The organism is Salipiger marinus (assembly GCF_900100085.1).
GTDB lineage: Bacteria > Pseudomonadota > Alphaproteobacteria > Rhodobacterales > Rhodobacteraceae > Salipiger > Salipiger marinus.
This window is the reverse complement of the sequence record NZ_FNEJ01000020.1, coordinates 1-21027: the sequence shown is the minus strand read 5'-3', so window position 1 is coordinate 21027 and position 21027 is coordinate 1. Positions and strand designations below refer to the sequence as shown.

The 21027-nt window shown below is 66.6% G+C and carries 19 protein-coding genes; 11 read left to right on the top strand and 8 right to left on the bottom strand.

What is annotated here, in order from left to right; all coding sequences use genetic code 11:
- Positions 1–25 precede the first annotated feature (25 nt).
- The 4 genes from BLR51_RS19310 to BLR51_RS19295 all read left to right on the top strand — a co-directional run bounded on the left by BLR51_RS19310 (position 26) and on the right by BLR51_RS19295 (position 3926).
- Positions 26–388, top strand: a complete 363-nt coding sequence (locus tag BLR51_RS19310; protein WP_089850050.1) for a hypothetical protein — start codon at positions 26–28, stop codon at positions 386–388.
- Positions 389–749: 361 nt separating this feature from the next.
- Entirely contained in the window at positions 750–953 is a 204-nt protein-coding gene (locus tag BLR51_RS19305; RefSeq protein ID WP_089850048.1) for a hypothetical protein, read from the top strand.
- Between the two features lie 164 nt (positions 954–1117).
- On the top strand, positions 1118–3118 hold the full coding sequence (locus tag BLR51_RS19300) for an acetyl-CoA carboxylase biotin carboxylase subunit (RefSeq protein ID WP_089850046.1): 2001 nt from the start codon (positions 1118–1120) through the stop codon (positions 3116–3118).
- A 4-nt stretch (positions 3119–3122) separates the two neighbouring features.
- Entirely contained in the window at positions 3123–3926 is an 804-nt protein-coding gene (locus BLR51_RS19295; RefSeq protein ID WP_089850044.1) for a hypothetical protein, read from the top strand.
- A 73-nt stretch (positions 3927–3999) separates the two neighbouring features.
- On the opposite strand, the gene BLR51_RS19290 is transcribed toward BLR51_RS19295, so the two are convergent.
- Complete coding sequence (locus BLR51_RS19290; RefSeq protein WP_089850042.1) at positions 4000–4458, bottom strand: DUF4174 domain-containing protein; 459 nt, start codon at positions 4456–4458, stop codon at positions 4000–4002.
- 171 nt (positions 4459–4629) lie between these two features.
- Here BLR51_RS19290 and scpA point away from each other — a divergent pair, with 171 nt between their 5' ends.
- Positions 4630–6768 carry a methylmalonyl-CoA mutase gene (gene scpA, locus BLR51_RS19285; protein ID WP_089850040.1) on the top strand — a complete coding sequence of 713 codons (2139 nt, stop codon included), beginning with the start codon at positions 4630–4632 and terminating at the stop codon, positions 6766–6768.
- Positions 6769–6854: 86 nt separating this feature from the next.
- Here scpA and nhaA read toward each other — a convergent pair whose 3' ends face one another.
- Positions 6855–8045, bottom strand: a complete 1191-nt coding sequence (gene nhaA / locus BLR51_RS19280; protein WP_089850038.1) for a Na+/H+ antiporter NhaA — start codon at positions 8043–8045, stop codon at positions 6855–6857.
- A 161-nt stretch (positions 8046–8206) separates the two neighbouring features.
- Between nhaA and BLR51_RS19275 the strand changes: the two genes are divergently transcribed.
- The 5 genes from BLR51_RS19275 to BLR51_RS19255 are packed head-to-tail and all read left to right on the top strand — an operon-like array spanning position 8207 to position 11472.
- Positions 8207–8821 (top strand): VOC family protein, encoded by a 615-nt coding sequence (locus tag BLR51_RS19275; protein WP_089850036.1) that lies wholly within the window; start codon positions 8207–8209, stop codon positions 8819–8821.
- The gene (locus BLR51_RS19270) at positions 8818–9297 is read left to right on the top strand and encodes a GNAT family N-acetyltransferase (protein WP_089850034.1); all 480 of its coding nucleotides are present in this window, start codon (positions 8818–8820) and stop codon (positions 9295–9297) included. The genes BLR51_RS19275 and BLR51_RS19270 overlap by 4 nt, the downstream gene beginning before the upstream one ends.
- A 51-nt stretch (positions 9298–9348) precedes the next feature.
- Positions 9349–10032, top strand: coding sequence for a molecular chaperone DjiA (locus BLR51_RS19265; RefSeq protein WP_089850032.1), 684 nt, complete (start codon positions 9349–9351; stop codon positions 10030–10032).
- 4 nt (positions 10033–10036) lie between these two features.
- The gene (locus BLR51_RS19260) at positions 10037–11035 is read left to right on the top strand and encodes an endonuclease/exonuclease/phosphatase family protein (protein ID WP_089850030.1); all 999 of its coding nucleotides are present in this window, start codon (positions 10037–10039) and stop codon (positions 11033–11035) included.
- Positions 11036–11085: 50 nt separating this feature from the next.
- Positions 11086–11472 (top strand): hypothetical protein, encoded by a 387-nt coding sequence (locus BLR51_RS19255; protein ID WP_311135847.1) that lies wholly within the window; start codon positions 11086–11088, stop codon positions 11470–11472.
- A gap of 3 nt (positions 11473–11475) precedes the next feature.
- On the opposite strand, the gene BLR51_RS19250 is transcribed toward BLR51_RS19255, so the two are convergent.
- From BLR51_RS19250 to BLR51_RS19230, 5 genes are all read right to left on the bottom strand, one after another.
- Positions 11476–13026, bottom strand: a complete 1551-nt coding sequence (locus BLR51_RS19250; protein WP_089850026.1) for a Ppx/GppA family phosphatase — start codon at positions 13024–13026, stop codon at positions 11476–11478.
- A gap of 114 nt (positions 13027–13140) precedes the next feature.
- A complete protein-coding gene (locus BLR51_RS19245) occupies positions 13141–14439 on the bottom strand; it encodes a flagellin N-terminal helical domain-containing protein (RefSeq protein ID WP_089850024.1) in 1299 nt (432 codons plus the stop codon).
- A 222-nt stretch (positions 14440–14661) separates the two neighbouring features.
- Positions 14662–16833, bottom strand: coding sequence for an RNA degradosome polyphosphate kinase (locus BLR51_RS19240; RefSeq protein WP_089850193.1), 2172 nt, complete (start codon positions 16831–16833; stop codon positions 14662–14664).
- 78 nt (positions 16834–16911) lie between these two features.
- Entirely contained in the window at positions 16912–17598 is a 687-nt protein-coding gene (locus tag BLR51_RS19235; RefSeq protein ID WP_089850023.1) for a P-loop NTPase family protein, read from the bottom strand.
- Positions 17595–18665, bottom strand: a complete 1071-nt coding sequence (locus BLR51_RS19230; RefSeq protein ID WP_089850021.1) for an AI-2E family transporter — start codon at positions 18663–18665, stop codon at positions 17595–17597. Before BLR51_RS19230 ends, BLR51_RS19235 begins: the two co-directional genes overlap by 4 nt.
- A 130-nt stretch (positions 18666–18795) precedes the next feature.
- On the opposite strand from BLR51_RS19230, the gene proS reads away from it, so the two are divergent.
- A complete protein-coding gene (gene proS, locus BLR51_RS19225) occupies positions 18796–20139 on the top strand; it encodes a proline--tRNA ligase (protein ID WP_089850019.1) in 1344 nt (447 codons plus the stop codon).
- A 174-nt stretch (positions 20140–20313) separates the two neighbouring features.
- Here proS and BLR51_RS19220 read toward each other — a convergent pair.
- On the bottom strand, positions 20314–21027 hold a 714-nt coding region (locus BLR51_RS19220), incomplete at its 5' end, for a phosphohexomutase domain-containing protein (RefSeq protein WP_511229355.1).

Below are 21027 nucleotides of genomic sequence, written 5' to 3'. Positions count from 1 at the left end.
AGGTCTCCGGTGTGGAGGGCTGCACATGCTGAAGCATCGCGGATTCCCCGGCCGTCTGCCCGGCACCGACTTCCAGTTCACCATCCGCCGCGCCAATCCCGATGGCGCCACGCCGCTGATCAAGCGCGAACGGTATCGTGACCGCAGACCCCCCGACAAACGCGCCGATCTGGCCTTCATGGCCTCGCTCTGGGCGCATTTTGGCACCGAGCCCTTTGAACGGGGCAATCTGGATGCCGGACGGCTGTCATGGCTCTTTGGCCGCGAAGTGCTGCCCTACGACTCGCCCTTCGATCCGGTCAGCTATGACTCGCTGCTGATCATCGACGAGAAGGCGGCGCGGCTGTCCTTCCCCGAAGCCTTCGACTCACCGGAGGAATGGGCGTGAGCTTGCCGCTCCCTCGCCGATTTGAGCGGAAAGAGGCCGACCGGACCCGGTCCGGCACGCTCCGCTTTGCGCGGGGGGGCCGCTCGGGCAGCGTTATGGGTGCAGGCGCGGGGGAACGGGACTCCGTCCGCCGCATCTGCCGTAACCCTTCCCCTTGCGGGCGGCGTGGCACATCCCCTTGCCCGTCGCCCGTCTCTTTCCCCTGCAGTCCGGTCGGGGTCGGCGCAAAGGTGCCTGCCGGACCGCAGGATCGGCCATCCTTCGCCGGGTTCACGACAGCGTGCGCATTTGGGTGGAACCTGACCCCGGTATCATGGGTTAGTTCGGCATCGGCAGAGACGAACACGAAGGACAGTTTCCCATGCAGACGATCAAAGCACTCACCCTCGGCGCGGCACTTCTGGGTCTTGCGGCCTGTGGCGACACGGTTGGCGAGCGGGGCATCATCGGTGCCGGCGCGGGCGCGGCCACGGCAGCGGCAGTTGACGGCGACCTCGCCACGGGGGCGCTGGTCGGCGCAGCCGGCAACGTCGCGTATTGCAACCGCTACCCCTCGCGCTGCTGAGCCCCGGCTCACCAAGGGCGACGCGGCGCTGACCAGCCCGCGTCTGCCATGTGACAGTCTGAGTTTCTGGCCATCGGAGCATCCGGCTCCGGTGGCCTTTTTCGTGTTTGGGCCAGCGCCGGACCGGCGCCAGCGGGCCGCGACCATCTAGGAAAGGGACGGAGATGTTCGAGAAGATCCTGATCGCCAACCGGGGGGAGATTGCCTGCCGCGTCATCAAGACGGCCCGGCGCATGGGCATCAAGACGGTGGCGGTCTATTCGGACGCGGACAGGAACGCGCTGCATGTGGAGATGGCCGACGAGGCCGTGCATATCGGCGCGGCCCCGGCGAGCCAGTCCTATATCGTGATCGACAGGATCATGGGGGCCATCCGCCAGTCCGGCGCGCAGGCGGTGCATCCGGGCTATGGCTTTCTGTCCGAAAATCCCAAATTCGCGCAGGCGCTGGACGCCGAGGGCGTGGCCTTTGTCGGCCCGCCGGTGAAGGCGATCGAGGCGATGGGGGACAAGATCACCTCCAAGAAGATCGCCGCCGAAGCCGGGGTGAACACCGTGCCGGGTTATATGGGGCTGATCGCCGATGCCGAAGAGGCGGTGACCATCTCCAACCAGATCGGCTATCCGGTGATGATCAAGGCCAGCGCCGGGGGCGGCGGCAAGGGCATGCGCATCGCATGGACGGACGAGGAGGCGCGCGAGGGCTTCCAGTCGTCGAAGAACGAGGCGGCCAGCAGCTTTGGCGATGACCGCATCTTCATCGAAAAGTTTGTGACCCAGCCCCGCCATATCGAGATTCAGGTGCTGTGCGACGCCCATGGCAACGGCCTCTATCTGAACGAACGCGAATGTTCGATCCAGCGCCGCAACCAGAAGGTCGTCGAGGAGGCGCCGAGCCCGTTTCTGGATCCCGAGACCCGCCGCGCCATGGGCGAGCAGGCGGTCGCGCTTGCCAAGGCGGTGGGATACACCTCTGCGGGCACGGTGGAATTCATCGTCGACGGCGCCAAGAACTTCTATTTCCTTGAAATGAACACCCGGCTGCAGGTCGAACACCCGGTGACCGAACTGATCACCGGCATCGACCTTGTGGAGCAGATGATCCGCATCGCCCATGGCGAACCGCTGACGATCACGCAGGACGACGTCAAGATTGACGGCTGGGCCATCGAGAACCGGCTTTACGCCGAGGATCCCTATCGCGGCTTCCTGCCCTCCATCGGGCGGCTGACCCGCTACCGCCCGCCTGCCGAGGGCGAGATGCTGGGCGGCGTGGTGCGCAATGATACCGGCGTCTATGAGGGCGGCGAGATCAGCATGTATTACGACCCGATGATCGCCAAGCTCTGCACATGGGCGCCCACGCGCGAGCAGGCCATCGAGGTGATGCGCAACGCGCTGGACAGTTTCGAGGTGGAGGGAATCGGCCACAACCTGCCGTTCCTTGCCGCCGTGATGGACCATCCGCGCTTTGTCTCCGGCAACATCACCACCGCCTTCATCGCCGAGGAATATCCCGAAGGCTTTGCGGGCGTGACCCTGCCGGAGCCCGCGCTGCGCGACATCGCCGCCGCCTGCGCCGCGATGAACCGCGTGGCCGAGATCCGGCGCAGCCGCATTTCCGGCACGCTCGACAATCACGAACGCAAGGTGGGCAGCGACTGGACCGTGTCGCTGCAGGGCGTGGACCATGAGGTGACCATCGCCGCCGACCGGCAGGGATCCACCGTGCGCTTTGCCGATGGCGCCGAGATTCGCGTGACCGGCAGCTGGACCCCCGGCATGACGCTGGCCCGGATGGAGGTGAATGGCCGTCCGCTGGTGCTGAAGGTCGGCAAGGTGTCGGCGGGGTTCCACATCCGCAGCCGCGGCGCCGATCTGAAGGTCATCGTGCGCACGCCGCGGCAGGCGGAACTGGCGCGGCTGATGCCGGAAAAGCTGCCGCCTGACACGTCGAAGCTGCTGCTGTGTCCGATGCCCGGGCTTGTGGTGAAGATCAACGTCTCCGAAGGCGACGAGGTGCAGGACGGTCAGGCGCTCTGCACCGTCGAGGCGATGAAGATGGAAAACATCCTGCGCGCGGAACGGCGCGGCGTGGTGAAGAAGATCAACGCGGGCGCGGGCGACAGTCTGGCCGTGGATGATGTCATCATGGAGTTCGAGTGATCCCATGACCCCGGCGCAGCCCCTTGATGTCTGGATCGGCGCGGGCGTGCTTGCGCTGCTGGGGCTTGGGGCTGCGCTGCTGCTGCTTCTGGGCGAGGGGGCGGCGATCTCGCGCAGCATCCTTCTGCGCTTTGCCCGCATCGCGCTGCCCGTGGCGCTGCTGCTGGGCCTGCCGCTGCTGGTGCTGTCACGGCTTGCCGATCTGGAGGACCGGCTGTGGCAGGCGCTGATTGCGGGGCTGGTCATCGCGCTGGGATGGCTGACCACGACGATGTTCGCCGAAACCGGGCGGGCGCGCGACAAGGCCGAAAAGCTGCGCGATTACCACAAGGCGCTTTTTGCCGAAATCCGCGACACGCTCGCCGCGTTTTATTCCGAAGGGCAGGGCGATGCGCAGGCGGCGCAGCTTGTGGCCCGGATGGAGGCGGATGAAAGCTTCGTGCCCTTCATCCCCAACGAGGTGCATGACCGGGTCTATGCCGCGCTGCTGGATGAAATCGAGGTGCTGCCGCGCCAGACCATCGACGCGGTGGTGGCCTATTACAGCCTGATCGCGTCGATCCGGGCGCTGGCCGAAGACATGCGGTCGGACCGCTTCGCGCAGCTGCCGCAGGGGCGTCGGATCCTGATCTATCAGGATTATGTGCAGATGCGGCAGAGAGCCTATCAGCTGGGCAGCTACGCGCTGGCGCTGATTGATGGCTATGCCAAGGGCGGAGCCCCCGGCGCAGAAGCGGTGACGCGGCGGTTCAGTAGCCCGGACGTGGGCCGGAACGCCCGGTCACCGGGATCGGAGTCAGCGGGATGATGGGCTTTTCCATGATGCTCTCCTTGCCAGTGTCTGTGTCGGTCTGCCGTGTCTCAAATATAGGCAAGGCGGGTCAGGGCTGCAAGCCTTGGCGCGAGTCGCGCATTTCCCGCTGGCGCAGCGGCTGCTTGTCGATGGACCGCGTGATCTCGCGCACGTCCCAAGGCGCGGGCTTGCGCTGCAGGATCGCCCCGTCCTTGGCGATCACCACCAGCATGAAGCCGCGCGCGCGCAGATCCTGCCGGATCGGGTTCCGCGCGGCGGGGTCGGTATCGGTCAGCACCACCACATCCCGGTCCACCAGCGCGCCGAGCCGTTCGGAAATCAGCTCCATCTGCTGGATGTACTGCGGATCCTCGGGCGAGTCGGCGAAGACCACGATGGGCCGCGACACCCAGAGAAAGTCCGAAAGCCGCGCGTCTGCGGCGGGACGGATCGCATTGCCCAGCGGGGGCTCTGCCTCCTGCGCGAGGCCGAAGCCCGCGACAAGCGTGAAATACACAAACGAAACAAGTGGGAGCAGGCGCTTCATGTCTGCAGATATAGGCAGCCACCGGGCCCCTGCACAGGGTCAGACACGGTGCGATGCCGAAAATGTTGGCACACGCCCCCCGTTCCCGCGCGGCCCCCACACAGCAAGGATGCGAAGCGGGACAGACCCGGCCACGGCTGGCCCCGGCTTCAGGAGAGAGAGGAGCAGATCATGACAGCCACAAAGGACGACTGGCGCAAGCTTGCCGAGGCAGAACTGCGCGGCAGGACGGCGGAGGATCTGCGCTGGCAGACGCTGGAAGGCATCGACGTGCAGCCGCTCTACACCGCCGAGGATGTGGAGGGGCTGCCGCATCTGGGATCCATGCCCGGCTTTGCCCCCTTCACCCGGGGCGTGAAGGCCACGATGTATGCGGGCCGCCCCTGGACGATCCGGCAATATGCGGGCTTTTCCACCGCCGAGGAATCCAACGCCTTTTACCGCAAGGCGCTGGCGGCGGGGCAGCAGGGCGTGTCGGTGGCCTTCGATCTGGCCACCCATCGCGGCTATGACAGCGACCATCCGCGCGTGGTGGGCGATGTGGGCAAGGCGGGGGTGGCCATCGACAGTGTCGAGGACATGAAGATCCTCTTTGATGGCATCCCGCTGGATCAGGTCTCTGTCTCCATGACCATGAACGGCGCGGTCATCCCGATCCTCGCCAGTTTCATCGTAACCGGCGAAGAGCAGGGCCATTCCCGCACGGCGCTGTCCGGGACCATCCAGAACGACATCCTCAAGGAGTTCATGGTCCGCAACACCTATATCTACCCGCCCGAACCGTCGATGCGGATCATTTCGGACATCATCGAATACACCTCGAACGAGATGCCGAAATTCAACTCCATCTCGATCTCCGGCTATCACATGCAGGAGGCGGGGGCGAACCTCGTGCAGGAGCTGGCCTATACGCTGGCGGACGGGCGCGAATATGTGCGCGCCGCCATCCATGCCGGGATGGACGTGGACAAGTTCGCGGGCCGTCTGTCGTTCTTCTTTGCCATCGGCATGAATTTCTTCATGGAGGCGGCCAAGCTGCGCGCCGCGCGCACGCTCTGGCATCGGGTGATGACCGAATTCGGCGCCAAATCCGAACGGTCGAAAATGCTGCGCACCCATTGCCAGACCTCGGGCGTGTCCCTGCAGGAGCAGGATCCCTATAACAACGTGGTGCGCACCGCCTATGAGGCGCTGTCGGCAGTGCTGGGCGGCACGCAGAGCCTGCACACCAACGCGCTGGACGAGGCGATTGCCCTGCCCACCGAATTCTCCGCCCGCATCGCCCGCAACACCCAGCTGATCCTGCAGGAGGAAACCGGGGTGACCAAGGTGGTCGACCCGCTGGCCGGATCCTATTACGTCGAGGCGCTGACCGCCGATCTGATCGACAAGGCATGGGCGCTGGTGCAGGAGGTGGAGGAGATGGGCGGCATGACCAAGGCCGTGGCCTCGGGCATGCCGAAGCTGCGGATCGAGGAAAGCGCCGCCCGCCGTCAGGCCCAGATCGACCGGGGCGAGGATGTGATCGTGGGGGTCAACAAATACCGGCTGGCCCAGCAGGATCCGATCGACATTCTGGACATCGACAATGCCCGCGTCCGCGACAGCCAGATCGCCGCGCTGGAGCGGATCCGCGCCAGCCGCGACCAGGCCGCCTGCGATGCGGCGCTGGCCGAAGTGACCCGCCGCGCCACCGAAGGCGGCAACCTGCTGGAGGCGGCGGTGGTGGCCGCCCGCGCCCGTGCCAGCGTCGGAGAGATCAGCATGGCCATGGAAAAGGTGTTCGGACGGCATCGCGCCGAGGTCAAGACGCTCGCCGGGGTCTATGGCGCGGCTTATGAGGGTGACGAAGGCTTCGCCGCGATCCAGAAGGATGTGGAAGCCTTCGCCGAGGAAGAGGGCCGTCGCCCGCGCATGCTGGTGGTGAAGATGGGTCAGGATGGCCATGACCGTGGCGCCAAGGTCATCGCCACCGCCTTTGCCGATATCGGCTTTGACGTGGATGTGGGCCCGCTGTTCCAGACGCCGGACGAGGCCGCACAGGATGCCATCGACAATGACGTGCATGTGGTGGGCATTTCCAGTCAGGCCGCCGGGCACAAGACGCTGGCGCCGCAGCTGGTGCAGGCGCTGAAGGATCAGGGTGCGGGCGAGATTCTGGTGATCTGCGGCGGGGTGATCCCGCATCAGGATTACCAGTTCCTGTATGATGCCGGGGTGAAGGCGATCTTTGGTCCGGGCACCAACATCCCCGATGCCGCGCGCGACATCCTGCGCCTGATCCGCGAGGCCCGGCCAGAGGCGCTGTGACACCCGTCCTCAGCGCAGGGCAGCACAGGGCAGCAAAAAACCCTCCCCCACGCGGGGGAGGGTTTCTTTTTGTGCCGCAGACCGGCTTAGCGGATCGGTGCTGCCGTCTTGGTCGCGGCGGCCTTGGACGAGGCCACCATCAGCGCGGTATAGCCGAGGATCCCCGAGATGATGGAGCCTGCCAGAACGCCAAGCCGCACCTCGTTCATCAGCATGCTTTCGCCAAAGCTCAGACCGCCGATGAACAGCGACATGGTGAAACCGATGCCCGCCAGACAGGCGATGCCATAGACCTGCAGCCAGCTCGCGCCAGAGGGCATCCGCGCGAGCTTGGTCTTGACCATGATCCATGTCACGCCGAACACGCCCACCTGCTTGCCCAGCACCAGACCCAGCGCCACGCCGATCGGCACCGGGGCCAGCAGCTGGTCCGGCCCCAGACCGGACAGCACAACGCCCGCATTGGCGAAGGCGAAGATCGGCACGATCACGTAAAGTACATAGGGCGACAGCGCGTGTTCCACCGAATGCAGCGGCGACTTGCCCCATTTGTCCTTCATCGGGATGAAGAAGGCGGTGACGACGCCCGCCAGCGTGGCATGCACGCCGGATTTCAGCACGAAGAACCACATGATCGCGCCCAGAATCAGCAGCGGCGCCACGCGGTGGATCCGGCGGTAGTTCAGCCATGCCATGACCGCCATCGGGACCAGCGCAAGGAACAGGTAATCCAGCTTCAGATCGGCGGTATAGAACAGCGCGATGATGATGATGGCGCCCATGTCGTCAAGGATGGCCAGCGTCAGCAGGAACACCTTGAGCGAGGAGGGCGCGCGCGTGCCCACCAGCGCCAGCACGCCAAGCGCGAAGGCGATGTCGGTGGCGGCGGGAATGGCCCAGCCCCGGATGGTTTCGGCATTGCCCCAGTTGATGCTGGAATAGATCAGCGCGGGCACGATCATGCCGCCCACTGCGGCCATGCCGGGCAGGATCACGTCGGAGGGGTTCTTGAGCTTGCCCTCCAGAAGCTCGCGCTTCAGTTCCATGCCGATCAGGAAGAAGAAGACCGCCATCAGCCCGTCATTGATCCACAGGATCAGCGGCTTCTGCAGGCCCTCGCCGCCATAGGTGACGGCGAAATAGGTGTTGAGCATGCCATGGTAGCCCTCGGACAGCGTGGAGTTGGCGACGAGCATGGCACCCACCGCCGCCAGCATGAGCAATATGCCCCCCGATGCTTCGTGCTTGAAAAACTTGTCGAGGGCGCGCAGCAGCATGAAAGTCTCCCGTGGAAGCGAATTTTTCAACTTTTGGTTACAAGGGCTTGAAATGGCTCTTACGCCTACAAAAATCAATGCGCGCGCGCGAGCATTTCAGGATTGCCTGCCCGCACCATGGCGATATCGTGGCACCGGTGCAACAAAGGTCAGGAGACCCGATGCTGGAGCTCGATCACATCGCCGTGCTGGGCGAAACCCTTGCGGAGGCGGTGTCCCATACCGAGGCGACGCTGGGTGCGCCGCTGCTGCCCGGCGGCGAACATCCCGATTTTGGCACGCATAATCAGCTTCTTGGCCTGGATGACGGCCTTTATCTGGAGGCCATCGCGGTGGACCCGGCGGCGGCCACGCCCGGGCGGGCGCGCTGGTTCGGGCTGGACCAGTTTTCCGGGCCGCCCCGGCTCGACAAATGGGTCTGCCGCGTGCCCGATCTGGACCGCGCGCTGGCCCTGCTGCCCATGGCCGGGGAGGCGGTGTCGCTCAGCCGGGGATCGCTGCGCTGGCGCATGGCGGTGCCGCGCGACGGCATCCTGCCCTTTGCGGGCATGTTTCCCGCGCTGATCGAATGGCAAAGCCCGGTGCCGCCGGGGCTGGCGCTGCCCGCATCGGGCGCGCGGCTGGACCGGCTCAGCGTCGCCCATCCCGAGGCGGAGGCGCTGGCGGCGCTGCTGGTGCCGCATCTGACCGCGCCGGTGGTGGAATTTGTGACCGAAGCCGTGCCCGCCCTGCGCGGCAGCTTCACCACGCCGCGCGGCATCCGGGTGCTGCAGTGATCCTGCGTCCCGCGCAGGCCGCGGATGCCGAAGCGGTGGCGGCGCTGTGGAATCCGGTCATCGACGGCACTGCCGTGACCTTCACCACCACCCGCAAGACCCCCGAAGGGCTGGCGGCGGATTTTGCCGCGCGCGGCCCCGCCTTTCTTCTGGCCGAGGAGGAGGGCCGTCTCCTTGGCTTTGCCACCTTCTTCGCCTTTCGCAGCGGCCCGGGCTATGCCCGCACGCTGGAGCACACGATCCTGCTGGCGCCAGAGGCGCAGGGCCGGGGCGTGGGCCGCGCGCTGATGACGGCGCTCTGCGCCGAGGCGCGCGCGCAGGGCGCCCATTCCATGATGGCGGGGGTGTCGGGGGAAAACCCGGCGGGCCTCGCCTTTCACGCCGCCTGCGGCTTCCGCGAGGTGGCGCGGCTGCCCGAGGTGGGGTTCAAGTTCGGGCGCTGGATGGATCTTGTGCTGATGCAGAAATTTCTGTGATCTGCGCTTTGTCGCACTGACAGTCCCCGCGCCGCATCGTATGCTGCGGCCATGTCGATCTGGACCCGCATAGCTGACGCCCTGTCGGCCCTCGCCAATGGCGAAGGCCTTTCCGCCGTGTTCGACCGGCTGCGCCAGCCGCCGGAACGCAGCGTGGCCTTCACCATCGCCGTCATCGCGCTCTCGGCCAAGATGGCCAAGGCCGACGGGCGGGTGACCCGCAACGAGGTGGCGGCCTTTCGCGAGGTCTTCACCATCGCCCCCGAGGACGAGCCCGCCGCCGCCCGCGTCTTCAACCTTGCCCGGCAGGACGTCGCCGGGTTCGAGGAATACGCCGCCCGCATCCGCCGCATGTTCGACGGCACCGCCACGCCGCTCTGCGATCTGATGGAAGGGCTGTTTCACATGGCGGTGGCCGACAATGACTACCACCCCGACGAGGACGCGTTTCTGGAGCGGGTGGCCGAGATCTTCGGCATTTCCGATTCCGAGTTCCGCGCGCTGCGGGCGCGGTTCGTCCCCGACTGCGCGCCCGATCCGTTCAGCGTGCTGGGGGTCAGCCCGGATACGCCCCTCCCCGAGATCCGCCGCCACTGGCGCCAGCTTGTGCGCAACACCCATCCCGACGTGATGCAGGCGCGCGGTCTGCCCGAAGAGGCGATCCGCATGTCGGAAAAGCGGCTGATCGACATCAACCGCGCATGGGAAGAGATCTCGGCGCGCGAGCAGGTCTGACCGGGTGCGGTTGGCCACCTACAATGTCGAATGGTTCGATGCGCTGTTCGACGATCAGGGGCGGCTTTACATGGACGCGGAACCCTCGGCCCGGCACGGGGTCAGCCGGGCAGAGCAGGCCCGCGCGCTGGGGCGGGTCTTTGCCGAGCTAGATGCCGATGCCGTGCTGGTGGTGGAGGCGCCCGACACCAATGCGCGGCGCGACACCACCCGTGCGCTGACCCATTTCGCCACCGCCTTCGACCTGCGCTGCCGTGCCGTGCTGACCGGCTTTGCCAATGACACGCAGCAGGAACTCGCCCTGCTTTACGATCCCGCCGTGCTGAATGTGCGCCATGATCCACAGGCGGGCCCCGACGCGCCGCGTTTTGACGGGGTGTTCCGCATCGATCTGGACATCGACGCCACCGAGGACCGGGTGACCTTCTCCAAGCCGCCGCTGGAGGTGGAGGCGGTCACGCCCGGCGGGCGGGTGCTGCGGCTGATCGGCGCGCATCTCAAATCCAAGGCGCCGCATGGCGCGGTGGGGGCGGACCGGATCATGCGCCTGTCCATCGCCAACCGCCGCAAGCAGCTGGCGCAGGCGATCTGGATCCGGCGCCGCATCGACGCGGCGCTGGCGGCGGGGGACAGCGTCATCCTGCTGGGCGATCTGAATGACGGGCCGGGGCTGGACGAATACGAACATCTGTTCGGGCGCAGTTCGGTGGAAATCCTGCTGGGGGAGGCGGCGCCGCTTTATGATCCGCACGCGCTGGAGGCGCTGAAGGGCGGGCTTGCGCCGCAGCCGACCTCGGCCCGGTTCTATATCGGGCCAGAGCGGCGCTACCTGCAGGCCATGCTGGATTACATCATGGTGTCGCAGGATCTGCGCCCGCAGGCAAAGGCGTGGCGCATCTGGCATCCGTTCGACGACCCGGACTGCTGGGACAGCCCCGACCTGCGCGCAGCCCTGCTGGCGGCGTCGGATCATTTCCCGGTGACGGTGGATCTGGACATCTGACCTCTGGCCGGAGGCGCCCTCTGCGCTATAGTCAGGGTATGACCCGGATATTGCCTCTTGCCCTTGTGGCCTGCCTGATGGTTCCCCCTGCGCTGGCGCAGGAGGCGGAGCCAGAGGACGGGCGCAGCCTGATGGAACGCGGCGCCGACCTGTTCCTGCGCGGCCTGCGCGACGAGATGGATCCCGCCCTGCGCGGCTTGCAGGATCTGGCCACCGAAATGGGTCCGGCCCTGCAGGGCTTCCTGCAGCAGATGGGCCCCGCCCTGAGCGGCATTCTGGACGAGGTGGAGGACTGGTCGCGCTACGAGCCGCCGGTGATGCTGCCCAATGGCGACATCCTGATCCGGCGCAAGCCCGATGCGGAACCGCTGGACCCGGAGGACGCGCCCAACGATCCGATGCGCGCCCCCGAACCCGGCGAAGAGATCGAGATCTGACGCCTAGTCCTCGGTCTCGACCTCGGTCTTGTCGGCCCCGATGGCGCGGGCCAGCGCGTTGAACCGCGCCTCCGCCACCTCGCCGTAAAGCGGGGCGGCCTCGGCGGTCAGGTGCAGGCGCAGCAGCCCCGCCTCCGGATCCCAGTCCAGCGTCGCGCCTTCGCTCGCGGCGTCCGACATCCACAGCATGGATCCGAACCGCATCGCCTTGCCCAGCATTTCGGCTTCCTGCTGGTCCTCAAGCGGCAGCAGGTCAAGGAAATCCTCGAACCGGGTGCCTTCGCGCTTGTTGCGGTAGCGGTGCAGCAGCGCCAGCCCCAGATAGATCCGTTCGCCATGGTCGAGCCCGCCCAGATTGGCGCGGGTGGCATTGTCGAAACAGGTTTCGGCCCGGTAATCGGGATGCGCGCGCCAGCTGACGTCATGCAGCAGGCAGGCAGCCCGCACGATGCGCAGCCGCGCGTCGCTGGCACCGGGGAAGAGCGGCAGTACGAAACGGTAGAGCTTCTTGCCAAAGCCGGGCAGGCGGGCATCCTTGGCCTCGGCAAAGCGGCAGGCCTCGATCAGCGGATCGCGGTCGCGCAGGCCCTGCGGCATCTGTTCATAAAGCAGCCCCTCGCGGATGCCGTAGGAGGAGATGGCGATTTCGCTGGGCTCGAAGGTGTCGAGCAGTTCGGCGAGCACTTCGGCGGCATAGGGCACAAGGCTCATGCGGGCGCTGGAAATGCCGCAGGCGCTGCGCAGCGCCTCCAGATCGGCGGTTTCCAGAAAGGCCAGTGTGTCGCGCGTGGCGGCCAGATCCATGCGGTATTCGTGCAGCACATGCAGCGGATAGCCGCGGCGTTCCATATCGACCCGGGCGATGGCCCGCCACGATCCGCCCACCAGAAAGAACCGCTTGCCGGTGCCGCTGATATCCTCCGCCAGCCCGCCGATGATGCGGCGCAGGTGCTTTTCGCGGGCTTTCTTGCCGCCCTCCAGATCCTTGAACCGCAGCGGCCCAAGCTGGGAGGACATGCGTTTGCCGACCTGACCGCCGGTCACCTCGGCCAGTTCCATCGACGATCCGCCAATGTCGCAGACCACGCCATCGGCGCCCGGCCATCCCAGCAGCACGCCCTGTGCGGACAGCCGCGCCTCTTCCTCGCCGTCGATCACCCAGATCTTGAGCCCGGTGGCATTTTCGATCTCGGCGCGGAAGGCGGGGCCGTCTTCGGCATCGCGCATGGCAGCGGTGGCCACGGCGGTCAGCGGCGGCAGGTTCATGCCGCGCGCCAGCGTCTGGAACCGCAGCAGGGCGGACAGCGCCCGCGCCTTGCCCTCGGGGTTCAGACGCCCGGTTTCCGGCATGCCGGCGCCAAGGCCGCACATGATCTTTTCATTGTAGAAATAGGCGGGGCTGCGCGCCGCGCCGTCAAACACGACGAGCCGAACCGAATTCGACCCGATATCCACGACGCCCACCCGCGACAGCCGTCGCGCCTGCGGATCGTCAAAGAGCGGACGCCCGAACGGGCCCCAATCGCTCTGGGCGGAGTCGGTGTTTCCGTCCATGTGCTTTCCCGGCCTTTGATGCGCCCTTCCTCTAACACGCATGCGGCAGAAGGCAAAAGCGATTCCGCCTAAATAATCCGCGTGGGGCGGGCCGGTGCCGCAGCGGAAGCCGCGTCAGCGGAAAAGACCCAGCAGCACGCGCGGCGAGTTGTTGGCGATGGACATGGCCTGAACCGCAAGCTGCTGCTGCACCTGCAGCGCCTGCAGCCGGGCCGAGGCCTCTTCCAGATCGGCATCCACCATGGTGCCGATGCCGCTGCGCATGGTGTCGGCGAGCGTATTGACGAAGCGGCCCTGAATTTCCAGCCGGGTCTGGTCCGAGCCGAAGGCGGCGGCGGACCCGATGGCGGTGGCGATCAGCCCGTCCATCCGTGCCAGCGCCGAGACGGCCCCCGCCTTGGTGGACACGTCAAGCCCCGACAGCATGTCGAGCCCGCCGCCGATGGTATTGCCCGCATCGGCGCTCACCCGGCTGAAGGTCAGCGCGATCTGGTCGGTGCCATCGGTGACGCCAGAGGTGGCGGTGATCCGGCCACTGGCAAAGCCCAGCGTCAGCACGTCCGGATCAAGATCGTTCTGCTGCGCGAAGGCGGTCCATTTGCGCCCGATGGCGGTGACCACGTCGCCCATCGTGTCGCCGTCGCGGGCGACATAGGACAGCGAGGCTGCCGCCACCTCTGCCTGTGTCGGCGTGGCGCCTGTGGTGGTGCGGTAGCTGGCCTGCGCAAAAGCGGAGCCATCGGCATCGGTGCCGAAGACCGACAGGGCAAAGCCGGTGCCCGCCGCCACCGCCAGCGCCGAGGCATCCAGCGTCGCGGTCTGCGTGGCGTTGAGCGTGACACTGGCCGCGCTGGCGGTGAAGGTGCCGCCGGTTGCCGCGATGCTGCCCGCGCGGGTGCCCAGATCGCGCTTGCGCACGTCGATGTCGCGGGCGGTGACCGTGGCGCCGGACCGGTCCAGCGAGGACAGCACCGATACCGTGCCGGTTCCGGCGGTGCTGTCGGTATTGTTGAGCAGGTTCAGCCCGTTGAACTGCGCCATGGCCACCACCGCCTCGATCTGGTCGCGCAGGTTGGACACCTCGCTCTGGATCTTGGCACGGTCGACGCTGTCCTGCTGGGCGGTGACCACCTGCACCTTCATCTCTGACAGCAGCGTGGTCACGGTTTCCGCCGCCTGCCGCGCCACGGAAATCGTCGACTGCCCCAGCGCGATGTTGTTCGACAGCCGGTCGAACCCGGCCACATCGGTCTGCATCGCCTTGGAGATCGACCAGATGGCGCTGCTGTCCTCGGACGAGGCGACGCGCCGCCCGGTGGCAAGCTCCAGCTGGGTGCTGACGATATTGGCGTTGATCGCCTGCAGGGTGCGGAGCGCGGTGGTCGCGGAGGTGTTGGTCAGGATGCTGGACATGAAGCTGCGCCTTGTGCCGGGGGAGGGGGCGCTTTGCGCTGACCTGACCGGGCGCGGCTTCTGCCGCCCGCTTGGGCAGGGCGGGCCGATGGTGGGGCCCACGGGTTTGCTGACAAAACCTAACCGGGGCCGGATTTACCGTGACTTAATCAATCGTGGCGCAGAGAGGGTGGTTTTGGGGCATTTCTGTGGCAGCGCCGCGAAATGCCCCAAAGGGAGGTGTCAGTCGCCGTGTGTCAGCTGCGGCACGTCCTTGGCCCCTGCCGAGCCACGGCCCGACAGCGACGGGTTTTCCATGAAGAACCGGTGGCAGGAGAAGGCAAACTCGCCCTCGGGCACCGCGTGGCGGGTGAATTTGCCCGACGGTTCCATCACCCAGCTTTGCGCCGTGTCGGCAAGGTTCGCCGCCATGATCTGGCTGACGATCTGCGCCTTCACCGTGGGGTTGTGGATTTCCACCCCGGTTTCGACCCGCCGGTTCAGGTTGCGCCCCATCCAGTCCGCCGAAGAGATGACCACCCGCGCCTTGCTGTGCGGCAGGCCATGGCCATTGCCGAAACAGGCGATCCGCGAATGTTCAAGGAAGCGGCCCACGATGGATTTCACCCGGATATTGTCCGACAGCCCCCGGATGCCCGGACGCAGGCCGCAGATGCCCCGGATCACGCAGTCGATCTGCACGCCCGCCTGACTTGCGGCATAAAGCGCGTCGATCATGTCGGGCTCGATCAGCGAGTTCATCTTCAGCCAGATGCGCGCGGGCTTGCCGTTGCGGGCATGTTCAGCCTCGGCGGCGATCAGTTCCAGCATCCGCGGCTTCAGCGTCAGCGGCGAGATCACCAGATTTTCCAGCCCCTCGGGCAGGGCATAGCCCGACAGGTAGTTGAAGATCTTCGACGCATCGCGCCCCAGTTCCGCGTCGCAGGTGAAGAACGACAGGTCGGTGTAGATCTTGGCGGTGATCGGGTGGTAATTGCCGGTGCCCCAATGGGTGTAGGTCACCAGCTTCGACCCCTCGCGGCGCACCACGGTCGAGATCTTGGCATGGGTCTTCCAGTCGACAAAGCCATAGGTCACATGCGCGCCCGCCCGTTCCAGACGGCGCGACTGGCGGATGTTGGCGGCCTCGTCGAAGCGTGCCTTCAGTTCCACCAGCGCGGTGACGGACTTGCCTTCCTCGGCGGCTTCGCACAGCGCCTCGACGATCGGGGAATTGCGCGAGGTGCGGTAGAGCGTCTGCTTGATCGCCACCACGTTCGGATCGGCAGCGGCCTGCTGCAGGAAGCGCACCACCATGTCGAAGGTTTCATAGGGGTGATGCAGCAGCATGTCCTTCTGCGCGATGGCGCGGAACATGCTGCCTTCGTGATCCTGCACCCGTTCGGGCACGCGGGGGGTGAACACCGGCCAGAGCAGGTCGGGGCGGCTGTCCAGCACCAGTTCCTTGAGATCGGCCATGCCGATCATGCCATCCAGCTCGATGACCTCGTTTTCCTGCACATGCAGTTCGCGCATGACGATCTCGCGCAGGCTGCGGCCCGCGCCACGGGTGATGGTCAGGCGCACCACTTCACCGCGGCGGCGGCGCTTCAGCGCCACCTCGAATTCGCGGACCAGATCCTCGGCCTCTTCCTCGACTTCCAGATCGCTGTCGCGCAGCACGCGGAAGCCGAAATGATCCTTGACCCGGTAGCCGGGGAACAGGCTGTCGATATGCAGCAGCAGCACGTCTTCAAGGAAGATGAACCGCTGCTGCCCGTCGGGCGCGGGCAGCGCGATGAAGCGGTCGATCTGATGCGGGATCGGCAGCAGCGCCTGCCGCACCCGGCGGTCGCGCTTGCGTTCCAGTTCCAGCGCAAGGCAGTAGCCCATGTTGGCGATGAACGGGAAGGGATGCGCGGGATCGATCGCCAGCGGCGACAGCACCGGGAAGATCTGCGTCAGGAAGGCTTCCGACAGGAAGGTCAGGTCGCCGTCGTCAAGCCGGTCGCGCGGCACGATGGAAATGCCCTGCGCTGCCAGATCGTCCTGCAGGCTCTGCAGCACCTTCTGCTGGCGGCTCATCAGGTTGCGCGCGTCTTCGTCGATCATCACCAGCTGTTCGGCGGGCGACAGTCCGTCAGCGGCGGGCGTGGTGTTGCCGGCATGGGCCAGCTCGCGCAGCCCCGCCACGCGCACCGTGTAGAATTCGTCCAGATTGTTGGCCGAAATCGACAGGAAGCGCAGCCGCTCCAGCAGGGGCACCCGCGGATTTTCCGCCTCTTCCAGCACGCGCCAGTTGAAACCGAGCCAGCTGAGCTCGCGGTTGAAGAAACGCCCCGGCCCCGTCAGATCGACATCGGGCAGGTCCTGGGCAGGCGGAATCGGGGCTTTGAGAAAATCTGCGAGGGTCATGGTGGGCTTATGCGCCATAAATTGCGACATCTTCGTGAAGACTCATCTTGCCGGACAAACAGGGCTGCGGCCTGCGGATCATGACCCGGGCACCAGCGCCTGCAGCACATCGCGGGCCAGCGTGCGCGTGATCCCTTTTGGCCGTCCCAATGCGCGCGCGTCAAGCTCTGCCGCCATGCGCTGCGCCATGGCAAAGCTGCGCGGCATGTGACGGACCAGATAGGGGATCACCTCGGGGGCGGGGATGCAGAGCCGGTCATCCAGCAGCTTGGCCAGCACCGCCGCCAGCAGCACGTCATCGGGCTGCGGCAGCGTGGCGGTCTGGGTGGCCTCCATCCGGCTCTGCAGATCGGCCAGCACCAGCGGCCAGTGCCGGGGCGGCGCGCTGGCGGTCAGCAGCAGCGGCTGGCGTTCGGCCTGCGACAGGTTGTGCAGGTGGAACAGCGCCTCCTCCGCCACGCGGTTGCCCGCGATGGCGGGGACATCCTCGATGCAGAGCGGCGCCCGGACCAGATCGGGAATGGCCAGATCGGGCAGCACGTCGGCGGGCAGGATCGCGGCACCGGAGTCTGCCGCCCAGACATGGGCCAGATGCGTCTTGCCCGCGCCGCGCGGCCCCACAAGGATCAGCTTGCCCGAGGGCCAGTCGCGCCAGCCATCCAGCAGCGCCAGCGCCAGCGCGTTGGAGGTGCTGACAAAATAATCCTCCCGCCCCAGCGCGGCACGGCGCGGCAGAGGCAGGGGAAGCTGTTCGGGCGGGGTCATCCGCGCGACTGGTCTTGGTCCAGCCCGCGATAGAGCTTGCTGTCCTTGTAGCGGCCGACGATGAACCGCGTCAGCACCCCGATGGCGGCGGCCACAGGCACGGCCACCAGCATGCCCACGAAGCCGAAGAGCGAGCCGAAGACCGACAGCGCGAGGATCAGCCAGACCGGGTGCAGCCCCACGGAATTGCCCACCAGCTTCGGCGTCAGGAAATTGCCCTCGATGAACTGGCCCAGCAGGAAGATGCCCGCCACCGCCGCGATCCAGATCCAGTCGCCCCAGAACTGGAACAGCGCCAGTCCGATGGCGAGCCCGCCGCCGACAATGGCCCCGACATAGGGGATGAAGGTCAGCAGCCCCGCGATCACGCCCACCACCAGCCCGAAATTCAGCCCGACCAGCCACAGCCCCACGGCGTAATAGGTGCCAAGGATCAGACAGACCGAACCCATGCCGCGGATGAACCCCGCCAGCGTGGCATCGACATCGCGCGCCAGCGCCCGGATGGTGGGCGCATGTTCGCGCGGCAACAGCTCGTCGACCCGCGCCACCATGTTGTCCCAGTCGAGCAGCAGATAGACCGCCACCACCGGCACGATCACGAAGAGCAGCAGGATGTTGATGAAGGACATGGCCGAGCTCAGCGCCGTATTGGCCAGCTCGCCGCCGCGTTCCTTCACCGTCTCGCCAAGCGAGGCCAGCGTCTCGCGGACCGGGCTGCCTTCGGTGATGAGATCGGGAAAGCGCGTGGTCAGGAACTCCTGCAGGTCACGGAAGAGCTGCGGCGCCGTCTCGATCAGCTGGATGGTCTGGCGCACCAGCGCGGGCACCACCGCCAGCGCCACCACCACGAACAGCAGCGCCGCCAGCACGGTGATTACCGCCGTGGCCATGGCGCGGGACAGGCCCGCGCGTTCCAGCCGGTCCGCCACCGGATCAAGGAAATAGGCGATGGCCCCGCCCAGAATGAAGGGCAGCAGCACGTCGCCGAGAAACCACAGCACCACGGAGAGCACCACCGCAGCGATTCCCCAGTATCTCAGCTGCGTCTGCGCAGGCAGTGCCATGGCGGTCCCTTTCGCTTGCTTGTCCCTACATTGCGTCTTGGCGGGGCTGAATCAAGGGCGGGTGCAGGGCTCTTGCCCTTGCCGCAGCCTTCGCCTAACCCGGTCGGGACAACTTTTGCGGAGGCCCGCCATGCGTATGAGCCGTTATTTCCTGCCCGTCCTGAAAGAAACGCCCTCAGAGGCGCAGATCGTGTCGCACCGCTACATGCTGCGGGCGGGCATGATCAAGCAGGCCGCCGCCGGGATCTATTCTTGGCTGCCGCTGGGCTTCAAGGTGCTGAAGCGGATCGAGGCGATCGTGCACGAGGAACAGCAGCGCGCGGGCCATATCCCGATGCTGATGCCGACCCTGCAATCGGCGGATCTGTGGCGCGAGTCGGGGCGCTATGACGATTACGGGCAGGAGATGCTGCGCATCACCGACCGGCACGGGCGCGACATGCTCTATGGTCCGACCAACGAGGAGCTGATCACCGACATCTTCCGCTCGCATGTGTCGAGCTACAAGGATCTGCCGCTGACGCTCTATCACATCCAGTGGAAATTCCGCGACGAGATCCGCCCGCGCTTCGGCGTGATGCGGGGCCGGGAATTCCTGATGAAGGACGGTTACAATTTCGACCTGACCAAGGAAGACGCGCTGCACGCCTATAACCGCCACCTTGTCAGCTACCTGCGCAGCTATGAACGCATGGGGCTGCAGGCGATCCCGATGCGCGCCGATGGCGGCCCGATCGGCGGCGATTACACCCATGAATTCCTCGTGCTGGCGGAGACCGGCGAATCCGAGGTGTTCTACGACAGCGACATCACCGACCTGCGCTTCGGCGAGCGCGCCATCGATTACGATTCGGTGGAGCAGTGTCAGGCCGTGCTGGAGGAATTCACCTCGCGCTATGCCCGCACCGACGAGACCCATGACGCCGCCCTCTTCGAGCAGGTCCCCGAAGACCGCCGCCGCGTCGCGCGTGGCATCGAGGTCGGCCAGATCTTCTATTTCGGCACCAAGTATTCCGACGCGATGGGCGCCATGGTGGTGGACCAGTCGGGCGCGCGGGTGCCGGTGCATATGGGCAGCCACGGCATCGGCGTCAGCCGCCTGCTGGGCGCGATCATCGAGGCCAGCCATGACGAGCGCGGCATCATCTGGCCCGAAGGCGTGACGCCCTTCCATTGCGGGATCGTCAACCTCAAGCAGGGCGACGCCGAGGCGGATGCCGCCTGCGAGGCGCTTTATGCCGCGCTGGACGCGCTGGGGCTGGAGCCGCTCTATGACGACCGGGACGAGCGCGCCGGCGGCAAGTTCGCCACGATGGATCTGATCGGCCTGCCGTGGCGGATCACCGTGGGCCCGCGCGGGCTGAAGAACGGCGTGGTGGAACTGACCTCGCGCCGCAGCGGCGAGAGCGAGGAACTGCCCCCCGAAGCCGCCGTGGAACGCATTGCGCAGATCTACGGGTGCGCCACCGCCTGAGCGAGGCAAGGGGGGGCGCTGCCCCCCTCGGCCTGCGGCCTCTCCCCCCGGGATATTTGCAGTCAGAAGAAACGGTGAAACTGCCTTCTGGCTTCTTCTGACTAAAAATATCCCCGCCGGAGGCGGTCCGTGCCTGCCCCACAGGCGCGGGGGCGGGGCAGGGACGGGCCTTTGTCAGGCGGCGGCCTCGACCTCGGCCACGATGCCGTCGACGAGACGGGCAAGCAGGGCTTCGTCCTCGCATTCGGCCATGACCCGGATCAGCGGTTCGGTGCCGGATTTGCGGATCAAAAGGCGGCCATGGCCGGTGAGCGCGGCCTCGGCCTCGGCGATGGCGCTGCGCACGCGGGTGCTGTCGAGCGGCGCGCTGCCCGAGGCGAAGCGCACGTTCTTCAGCAGCTGCGGCACCGGTTCGAAACTGCGGGCCAGCGTGCTGGCGGGCTGGCCGGTGCGGACCATTTCCGCCAGAAACTGCAGCCCGGCCATCAGCCCGTCGCCGGTGGTGGCGTAATCGGTCATCACGATATGGCCCGACTGCTCGCCGCCCAGATTCCAGCCATTCGCGCGCATCGCCTCGACCACGTAACGGTCGCCGACCTTGGTGCGTTCGAGCCGCAGGCCGCGCGCGTCCAGAAAGCGCTCCAGCCCGAGATTGGACATGACGGTGGCCACCAGCGTGCCGCCGCTGAGGCGCCCCTCTTCGGCCCAGCGGGCGGCCATCAGCGCCATGAGCTGGTCGCCATCGGCCACGGCGCCGGTCTCGTCGATGAGGATCACCCGGTCGGCATCGCCGTCAAGGCAGATGCCCACATCCGCGCCATGGGCCAGCACCGCCTCGGCGGCGGCCTGCGGGCGGGTGGAGCCGCAATTGTCGTTGATGTTGAGCCC

What these genes read in the sequence shown, in the direction of transcription:
- BLR51_RS19310 (WP_089850050.1), top strand. Translation starts at nt 26, where the DNA reads ATGCTGAAGCATCGCGGATTCCCCGGCCGTCTGCCCGGCACCGACTTC.
- BLR51_RS19230 (WP_089850021.1), bottom strand. Translation starts at nt 18,665, where the DNA reads ATGGCACTGCCTGCGCAGACGCAGCTGAGATACTGGGGAATCGCTGCG.
- BLR51_RS19295 (WP_089850044.1), top strand. Translation starts at nt 3,123, where the DNA reads ATGACCCCGGCGCAGCCCCTTGATGTCTGGATCGGCGCGGGCGTGCTT.
- proS (WP_089850019.1), top strand. Translation starts at nt 18,796, where the DNA reads ATGCGTATGAGCCGTTATTTCCTGCCCGTCCTGAAAGAAACGCCCTCA.
- BLR51_RS19245 (WP_089850024.1), bottom strand. Translation starts at nt 14,439, where the DNA reads ATGTCCAGCATCCTGACCAACACCTCCGCGACCACCGCGCTCCGCACC.
- BLR51_RS19305 (WP_089850048.1), top strand. Translation starts at nt 750, where the DNA reads ATGCAGACGATCAAAGCACTCACCCTCGGCGCGGCACTTCTGGGTCTT.
- nhaA (WP_089850038.1), bottom strand. Translation starts at nt 8,045, where the DNA reads ATGCTGCTGCGCGCCCTCGACAAGTTTTTCAAGCACGAAGCATCGGGG.
- BLR51_RS19250 (WP_089850026.1), bottom strand. Translation starts at nt 13,026, where the DNA reads ATGGACGGAAACACCGACTCCGCCCAGAGCGATTGGGGCCCGTTCGGG.
- BLR51_RS19240 (WP_089850193.1), bottom strand. Translation starts at nt 16,833, where the DNA reads ATGACCCTCGCAGATTTTCTCAAAGCCCCGATTCCGCCTGCCCAGGAC.
- BLR51_RS19265 (WP_089850032.1), top strand. Translation starts at nt 9,349, where the DNA reads ATGTCGATCTGGACCCGCATAGCTGACGCCCTGTCGGCCCTCGCCAAT.
- BLR51_RS19290 (WP_089850042.1), bottom strand. Translation starts at nt 4,458, where the DNA reads ATGAAGCGCCTGCTCCCACTTGTTTCGTTTGTGTATTTCACGCTTGTC.
- BLR51_RS19275 (WP_089850036.1), top strand. Translation starts at nt 8,207, where the DNA reads ATGCTGGAGCTCGATCACATCGCCGTGCTGGGCGAAACCCTTGCGGAG.
- BLR51_RS19235 (WP_089850023.1), bottom strand. Translation starts at nt 17,598, where the DNA reads ATGACCCCGCCCGAACAGCTTCCCCTGCCTCTGCCGCGCCGTGCCGCG.
- scpA (WP_089850040.1), top strand. Translation starts at nt 4,630, where the DNA reads ATGACAGCCACAAAGGACGACTGGCGCAAGCTTGCCGAGGCAGAACTG.
- BLR51_RS19300 (WP_089850046.1), top strand. Translation starts at nt 1,118, where the DNA reads ATGTTCGAGAAGATCCTGATCGCCAACCGGGGGGAGATTGCCTGCCGC.